Source organism: Pseudomonas typographi (genome assembly GCF_014694385.1).
Classification (GTDB): domain Bacteria; phylum Pseudomonadota; class Gammaproteobacteria; order Pseudomonadales; family Pseudomonadaceae; genus Aquipseudomonas; species Aquipseudomonas typographi.
In genome coordinates this window covers 59,713-67,690 of sequence record NZ_JAAOCA010000029.1, presented here as the reverse complement: position 1 = coordinate 67,690, position 7,978 = coordinate 59,713, and the positions used below count along the sequence as shown (strand labels likewise).

5 protein-coding genes and 1 tRNA gene are annotated in these 7,978 nt (G+C 64.8%); 3 read left to right on the top strand and 3 right to left on the bottom strand.

The window, feature by feature from the left end; translation table 11 throughout:
• The 3 genes from HAQ05_RS28780 to HAQ05_RS20700 all read left to right on the top strand — a co-directional run.
• A partial coding sequence (locus tag HAQ05_RS28780; protein ID WP_238935322.1) for a hypothetical protein occupies positions 1-131 on the top strand: 131 nt, incomplete at its 5' end.
• An 85-nt stretch (positions 132-216) separates the two neighbouring features.
• Positions 217-293: transfer RNA gene (locus HAQ05_RS20705), tRNA-Met, on the top strand.
• A gap of 428 nt (positions 294-721) precedes the next feature.
• A complete protein-coding gene (locus tag HAQ05_RS20700; RefSeq protein ID WP_190424050.1) occupies positions 722-1,489 on the top strand; it encodes an ATP-binding cassette domain-containing protein in 768 nt (255 codons plus the stop codon).
• A gap of 158 nt (positions 1,490-1,647) precedes the next feature.
• Here the strand turns inward: HAQ05_RS20700 and fhuF are convergent, their stop codons facing one another.
• The 3 genes from fhuF to HAQ05_RS20685 form a co-directional block, all read right to left on the bottom strand.
• Positions 1,648-2,400 (bottom strand): siderophore-iron reductase FhuF, encoded by a 753-nt coding sequence (gene fhuF / locus HAQ05_RS20695; protein WP_190424048.1) that lies wholly within the window; start codon positions 2,398-2,400, stop codon positions 1,648-1,650.
• A 92-nt stretch (positions 2,401-2,492) separates the two neighbouring features.
• The gene (locus tag HAQ05_RS20690) at positions 2,493-3,845 is read right to left on the bottom strand and encodes a lysine N(6)-hydroxylase/L-ornithine N(5)-oxygenase family protein (RefSeq protein WP_190424046.1); all 1,353 of its coding nucleotides are present in this window, start codon (positions 3,843-3,845) and stop codon (positions 2,493-2,495) included.
• Positions 3,846-3,919: 74 nt separating this feature from the next.
• Positions 3,920-7,978 carry a non-ribosomal peptide synthetase gene (locus HAQ05_RS20685; protein WP_190424044.1) on the bottom strand — a complete coding sequence of 1,353 codons (4,059 nt, stop codon included), beginning with the start codon at positions 7,976-7,978 and terminating at the stop codon, positions 3,920-3,922.

The window sequence follows — 7,978 nt, the reverse complement described above, 5'->3', positions numbered from 1 at the left end:
ACGGCATCGCCTTCGGCTTCATCGCCTGGACCGCCATGAAACTGGCCAGCGGCCGCGCCCGCGACCTCAACCCGGCGCTGGTGGTCCTCTCGCTGTTGTTCGTGGTCAAGCTGGGGTGGTTCAACGCGTAACGGCTAAGCCGTTGATCGGGGAGAGAAAAGAATTTAGGGGCAGGGTTGACACCTGCCCACGATACGCGAATAATGCGCGCCACTTGGCTACATAGCTCAGTTGGTTAGAGCATAGCATTCATAATGCTGGGGTCCGGGGTTCAAGTCCCTGTGTAGCCACCAAGTACCGATCCATAGATGTCTACAGCAGTCTATGAATCACCCCAAGAAGCCCGCCTCGTGCGGGCTTTCTTGTATCTGGAAGTCCTTCCTGATCGACCCGTATCCTCCACAGCGCGTATGCCCCGTGTATGTCTCATTGAAAACACGGCCCTGGCGATCGGCGGTTCGAGTGACCAGGCCATGCGCACGCCGGGCATAAAGGACACCGAAGGGCCAGCAGGACCTGCCGGCCGGTCGTGTGGTTGTGACGGCTAGTGGCTCGCCTTCTCGGGTGTTACAGCATGGCCGAGGTTGCCTGGTGCAGGATCAACGTGAGCATGGACGCACCCCACGCCGTAACGCACCATCTACACCGAGCGGCGCCAAGCAACCTTTGATAATGGTTCTTGTTTGCTCTAGATTAGCGTCTTTTGCCCCAGGACCCTCCCATGTTCGAGTTGCAGGCCGTCTCTTTCGATATCCCCGAGCGCACCCTCCTGCACCCACTGGACCTGACCCTGCCCCATGGTCAGATCATCGGCTTGATCGGGCATAACGGCTCGGGGAAATCGACCCTCATCAAGTTGCTGGCCCGCCAACAAGCCGCGAGCCAGGGCACGGTAAAACTCGATGGCGTGCCGTTGTCGGCCTGGAAAAACCGCGAATTCGCACGGCAGGTGGCCTACTTGCCGCAACAACTGCCCGCCGCCGACGGCCTCACCGTGCGCGAACTGGTGCGCTTTGGCCGCTACCCCTGGCATGGCGCCCTCGGGCGCTTGAGCCAGCAGGATCACACGCAGGTCGAACAGGCGCTGGAACTGACTCACACCACCGCCTATGCCGACCGCCTGGTGGACAACCTTTCCGGCGGCGAGCGCCAGCGGGTCTGGCTGGCCATGCTGCTCGCACAAAACAGCCGCTATCTGCTGCTCGACGAACCAACCTCGGCATTGGATATTGCGCATCAGGTCGAGGTGCTAGGGTTGATTCGGGAATTGAGCCACAAGCTCGACCTGGGCGTGGTCGTGGTGCTGCATGAAATCAACATGGCTGCGCGTTACTGCGACCACCTGGTAGCGTTGCACAGCGGCCGATTGCTGACCCAGGGCGCACCGGCGGACCTGATGAACAGTGAAGTACTGGAGTCCATCTACGGCATCAGCATGGGCATCCTACCGCACCCGCGCGATGGGTCGGCGATCAGTTTTCATTACTGAGGATTCCCACGGGGTAGTGGGTTTTTCGGGGGCGGTTTTCACCGGCAAGGCATCTTTTTAGGGAAACGGTACGGCAGCCATGCAGCCTGGCAACCACGTCCGCTCCACGCAAAGACAATTCGCTTCGCGCACAAGGGGTAACCCCCCACATTTGTCCATCAGGCACAAGCCAGCTTGCCGGGCTTGACCTTCAACGGGCAGTTGCCGCACAGCTCCAGCTCCGGCAGCAGGTAGCGCACGCAGCAGACCTTTCGCTCGCGACGCAAGGTAGGTTGGCCGTGTTCGTCGGTGATAGGCAGGTACTGCACCGGCTGGAAAAGCGGATTGCGGGTGCCGTCGGGGCGGGCCTTGGTCTCCAGCAGGCTGCGCCCCGGGGCCAGACGTTCGGCGGGCATCCCGGCCTTGGCCATCAAATTGAGCAGGTTTTCGAAATAGTTGCCGGCATTGCTCCATAGCACCTTGGGTGAAAGCTTCACCTGGCTGGCCATGGCCTGGAACAGCGGCTGCAAGTGATCGTCCAGCAAGCCCGAGAATAGCTCGAAAGGGTCGCTCACATCGGCCGCGAACGGCTCGCCTTTGCCGACCAGGCGAAACGCCTGGGGCAAGAGCCCTTCATCCAGCACCAAGGCGGTGTCGGCCAGGGACAGCGGCAAGCGCCAGCGCAGCAGCAACGTGGCGCCCATCACGGGTGGCAGCAGCTTGACGATGTAGTGCTTGGCCCACAACGACACCAAGGCCCGGCGGTCGTCGCCGCTGTAGCGCTGGCCAAAGCGGCCTTGTAAGTCGCCGAAGGCGCGGGGCGCCAACAGCGTGTCGTAGGAGGTGGCCGGGCGAGGGTCGTCGGCCAGCACCAACACGTCCCGGTAGGCTTCGAAGTCACCGCGAAACAGCGGTGCAAGCACGTCGATCATCAGCCCCCCTGGCACCCTTGATCATGGAAGTGGGTGAATGAGAAACAGCATCATTCAGCCAGCATACCCGATCAGCCGCCGATATTCAGCCATCAGGCCGAGACGCTTCGACCGGCCGCGCGGCGCGCTTCGTAGACCGGCTGGGGTTGGCGAATGCCATCCAGGCGCTGCTGCAAGGCCGCGGCGATTTCCCCGGAACGGGCCGGCAGCACCGACAACAACGTGTCGCTCAGGCCGTGGGAATGCTGGCTGAAGCCCTGGATGAACACTGGGGTCTCCAGTTCCGGACGCGCCAGCAGTTGGTAGTCGCGATCGACCCGGAAGTCTTCCAGGTAATCCTTGAGCGGGGCCAGCAGTTCGCGGTGGGAACGGCGCTCGTAGCCGGTGGCGAGGATCACCGCGTCGTAGCGCCGTACCTCGGTGCAGCCGGTGGCCAAGTCGCGCAATTGCAATTGCACGCGCCCCTCGGCATCGCTGGCACTTTCGATCATGCGCCGGCAAAGGAAGCCGTGGCGGGCGATGCCGGAGACTTTCTGGCGGTAGAGAATGGCGTAGATGCGCTCGATCAAATCCAGGTCCACCACCGAGTAATTGGTGTTGTGGTACTCGCGGATCAGCCGCTCACGCTCGGTCTCCGGCTGATTGAACACAAGGTCGGTGTAATCCGGGCCGAAGATTTCGTTGACGAACGGGCTGTCGTCGGCGGGCTTGAGCACGGCGGCACGCAGCACCATGTCGACTTGCACGCTCGGATAGCTGTCGTTGAGGTCGATGAACGCCTCGGCGGCGCTCTGCCCGGCACCGACCACGGCAATGCGCATCGGCTCGCCACGGCTGCATGCCTGGGTGGCCATGGCCGACAGGTAGCGGGCATGGTGGAACACCCGGGGGTCGCCCTTGAAGCCGGCAAACGCCTCGGGAATCTTCGGCGTGCCACCGGTGCTGACGATCACCGAGCGGGTCTGGCGGCTCAGTTCGCGACCTTGCTGGTCTTGGCTGATCACGTTCAGGCGTTGCACCTGGCCGCCCGCTTCCACCACCGGCTCGACGCGCAGCACTTGCTCGCCATAGCGGCTTTGCTCGGCGAATTGCATGGCGACCCAGCGCAGGTAGTCGTTGTACTCCATGCGGCATGGATAAAACGTGCCCAGGTTGATGAAGTCCACCAGCCGGCCATGGGCCTTGAGGTAGTTGACGAACGAGAAACGGCTGGACGGGTTGCGCAGGGTCACCAAGTCCTTGAGGAAGGAAATCTGCAGCTCGCTCTGGGCGACCAAGGTGTTGCCGTGCCAGTTGTAGTCCGGCTGGCGCTCCAGAAACAGCGCATCGAAAGCCTTGCCGCCCTCCGCGCGCTCTTGCAAGGCAATAGCCAAGGCCAGGTTGGAAGGGCCGAAGCCAATGCCGATCAGGTCGTGGGGAGCCGTCGGGGTGAGGTGCTGGGTCATGTGACCGATTCCTTCCAGAAGAGGTGAGAGAGCGGTGGCCGGACCGTCGAGCCCAGCCGCTGGATAATGTGTTCTTAGAAGACGCTCGCCGCTTCGGCGAATTTAGCGCCCTCTGGTCGCTTACCTGCTTCCAGAGCCGCCAAGGCCTGCGCCAGGTCGGCCATGAAACCCGGGTGGCGGATGATGTCCAGGTGGTGCGCACCCGCCACGCAGCACTGCTCGACGACATTGACCAGGGCATTCCAGTCACGCAGGCGCTCACTGCGGGTCAGGGAGTGGGCGGCCTGCCAAACATGGGCATCTATCGCCAATGGCGCGTGCACCTGGCGGGCGGCTTTCAAGCGCTTGTCGAGTAACGCCCACTGTTCGAACTCCTGGGACAGTAAATCCGGCCCGTCGCTGGGCAATTGCCCGTCGTGAGCCAGCACATGTTCGGCCAGGGCGTCGCGTTCTCGGTCGTCCATCAACGCGAATAACCCACGCCACTGGGCGGCCATGGCCGAGCGGCCCAGCCAGCTTTCCAGCAGCGGCTGCGCCTGGGCGCGCCTGGCCTCGTCGAGCGGTTGCCGTGGATGGAATGGCACCGACTCGAACACATCCACCAAGCAAAGAAGATCCACCTGGGCGCGCCCTTGCAGCAAGCGCGCGGTCTCCAGGGCCAACTCGCCCCCGGACGACCAGCCGAGCAAGGCGCAGCGCCCACCCTTGACCGTGCGGGCAATGTAGTCCGCGTATTCGCCGGCCAGCGCTGGCACGTCGTAGCCACGCCAACGTTGTTCGGTATAAACATGGCTAACAAAGCCATACACCGGCCGTTCGCCGCCCAGGGCATCCACCAGCGGCTTGAATTCGCTGCTGTTAACGATCAACCCCGGCAGGCAGAACAGCGGCACGCCGTGGCCCGAACGCGACAAAAACACCACCTCCGGGTCGGTCACTGGCGGCGGTGCCAGGCGTTCGGCCAGGGCGGCGAGGCTGGGGGCATTGAGCAAGTCGGCCAGGGTCAGCTTGCGCTCCCCTTGCAGGCCGTGCTTGCGGATGCGTGCGAGCAATTTGAGGCTAAGCAGCGAGTCGCCGCCCAGTTCGCCAAACGATGCGTCGCGGGAGATATCGCTACGCCCCAGCAGGTCGCTCCATAACTGCGCCAGCGCCTGCTCCACCGGGCCACGCGGGCCTTCGCTCACTGGCTGGGGCGCCTGCGTCGGCGCAAGGGCGCGACGGTCAAGCTTGCCGTTGGCGGTGAGTGGCAGTTGCTCCAGCACTGTCCAGTGGGGCGGCACCAAGGCGTCCGGCAATTGGGCCGCCAAGGATTGACGCAGGGTTTCCACGGCCGCCCCGGCCGCCAGCACCAGATAGGCATGCAATTGGTGGCCGCCGTCTTCGCCGGGCACGGCGATCACGGCCGCGTCGCGCACCCCGGCCAGGCGGCGGATCGCGGCGCTGACTTCGCCAGGCTCAACCCGGTAGCCACGAACTTTCACTTGATCATCGCTGCGGCCCAGGTATTCCAGGCTGCCATCATCGAGGCGTCGAACGCGATCACCGCTGCGATACAGGCGCGCGCCGGGCGCACCATACAAGTCCGGCACGTAGCGTTCTGCGGTCAGGCCAGGCCGGCCCGAATAACCCTGGGTGACGCCTGGTCCACCCAGGTACAGCTCACCGACCACGCCCCTGGCCACCGGATTCAGATAGGCATCCAGGACTCGAACCTGGACGCCGGCCAGCGGGGTACCGATGGGCAAGGTCCGGGCGCGCAAGCGATCCGCATGGGCAGCGTCCTGGCAGAGCGCACCAACCGTGGTCTCTGTGGGGCCGTAGTGGTTGAAGACCCGCAATTGCGGGGCGAGCTTGCGAATGTCATCGAGCAGCCGCCAGGAAGTGGCTTCGCCGCCGAGGATCAACGTGTGTCGCGGCAGGACTCGGGCCGGGTCGCGGGCGTTGAGCAAGGCCTGCAAATGACTCGGGGTGATTTTCAGCACGTCGGCGCCCTGCTCGCCTTGCCAATGGGCAAAGGCGTCGGGGTCGAAGGCATGCTCATCGTCGGCCAGATGCAGCAGGCCACCCTGGCTCAAGGCGAGGAACAGCACCGTGTGACCGAGGTCGGCGGCCACCGTCGAGACCATGGCGAAACTACTGCGCGCAGGCAATTGCAGGCGCTGGCTCAGCCCTGCGACATACGCGGCCAAATTGCCGCGAGTGGCGACTACCGCCTTGGGCGCGCCGCTGGAACCTGAGGTATAGATCAAGTACGCCGGCAACTGCGGCACCTGGGCCGGCCAGGCCGCCAGCGGTGTGGGCATCGGTAAATCCAGGTCCAGCGTTAGCCAGCTCAGGCCTGGCACCTGAGGGTCGGCGCCCAGCACCAAACACGCGCCGCTGTCGGCCAACACCGCCGCACGGCGTTCGGCCGGCCAGCGTGGATCGATGGGCACATAGGCGGCGCCACACTGGAGCACCGCCAGGATGCCGATCACCATTCCAGGCGTGCGCCCGGTCAGCAGCGCCACCCGAGCACCGGGACCGACGCCACGGGCCAGCAGGCGTTGGCCAAGGGCCTGCGCGGCGTGGTTGATTTGCGCGCGGCTGAAGGTAATGCCGTTGCAGGTCAAGGCTGCGGCGTCAGGGCTGAGGCGATACTGGCGCTGCCAGGCGGCAAGCACGTCTTCGGCGGCGATTGCCGGGGCATCGGGGTGGTATTCGGGTTCGACGGCGAGCTCCAGCAACGGTTGGCCCGGCGCCAGGCTGACAGCGTCGGCCAGTGAAGCCAGATCACCCGCCAAAGCCTCGATGCGCTCGGCGTCGAACAGGTCGCAGGCGTAGGCGATCAGCACTTCGATGCCATCAGCGCGATCGGTGAAGTCCACGCTCAGGTCGAAGTGCACGTCGCCCGCCGCCAGCCCGTCCAGGCTCATGGACAGGTCGGCGAAGCGCTGCGGGCGGCTGGCCGATTGCTCGGTGCACTTGACCTGAAACAGCGGATGCGTGCCCGCCTCGCGGGGCGGCGCCAGAGCTTGCAGGAGTTGGTCGAACGGCAACTGGGAATGTTCCTGGGCCTCGAGCAAGGTGCCGCGCACCTGTTTCAACAGCGCGGTAAAACTCCACCGCTCGTCGACCCGGTTGCTCAACACACTCAGGGTGGTGAAGTAGCCCACCACCCGCTGGGTTTCGGCGCGGGTACGGTTGGCCAGCGGCGAGCCGATACGCACCTTGTCGGCGCCGCTGTGCCGAGCGAGCAAAAGGTTAAGCAGCGCCAGCATGGCCATGAACGTGGTCGCACCGTTGGCCTTGGCAAGGTGGCGCAAGCGTTCGCTGGTGTCCGCGGGCAATTGCATGCGCACGCTCGCCCCGCGTGGATCCCGAACCGCACTGCGTGGGCGGTCCAGCGGCAGCGCTAAGGGCGTGTGATCGTCTTCTAGTTGCCTGCGCCAATAATCGAGTTGCCGGGTTTGCTCGCCAGCATCCAGCCAGCGTTGTTGCCAACCGGCGTAATCGGCGTATTGCACGGCCAGCGGCGGCCATGGTGCGGCCTGCCCCTGGCGGCGCGCGGCGTAGGCCGCGGCCAGGTCTTCGATGATTAAGCCGATGGACCAGCCATCGGCAAGAATGTGGTGCAGCACGATGACCAGCCGATGCTGCCGTGGACCCAGGCGATGCAACTCCAGGCGCAACGCCGGGCCGGCTTGCAGGTCGAATGGCTCGCAGGTGAGCGCCTGGGCCCGTTGCCGCGATGCGTCCTCGCCCAGTTCGAGGCATACCAGTGCCTGGAACCGCGCGGGGTTGATGCATTGCTGCGGCTCGCCGTCGACGTCCTGGGTGAAGGACGTACGCAGCGCTTCGTGGCGGGCGAGCAGATCATTGCAAGCCTGCTCCAGGGCGCCGACATCCAACAGGCCACCTAGGCGCAGCACGCCCGCCAGGTTGTAGGCCGGGCTGTCGGGCTCGCGCTGCCAGGCGATCCACAGGCCGCGCTGGGCGGCAGACAGCGGCGCGGCGCCCAGCCGTGGCAGCGCCACAATGGGCAGGTCGGTGAAGCGAATGCCGTTTTCCTCGAGCTTGGCGAGAAAGGTCTGGCGCCGCTCAGGGGTTAGCTCGGCGAAACGCCGGGCGATTTGGTGCGGATCGATACTCAT

Excerpts from the sequence above, each read along its gene's own strand:
- HAQ05_RS20685 (WP_190424044.1), bottom strand. The coding sequence starts at position 7,978 with ATGAGTATCGATCCGCACCAAATCGCCCGGCGTTTCGCCGAGCTAACC.
- fhuF (WP_190424048.1), bottom strand. The coding sequence starts at position 2,400 with ATGATCGACGTGCTTGCACCGCTGTTTCGCGGTGACTTCGAAGCCTAC.
- HAQ05_RS20690 (WP_190424046.1), bottom strand. The coding sequence starts at position 3,845 with ATGACCCAGCACCTCACCCCGACGGCTCCCCACGACCTGATCGGCATT.
- HAQ05_RS20700 (WP_190424050.1), top strand. The coding sequence starts at position 722 with ATGTTCGAGTTGCAGGCCGTCTCTTTCGATATCCCCGAGCGCACCCTC.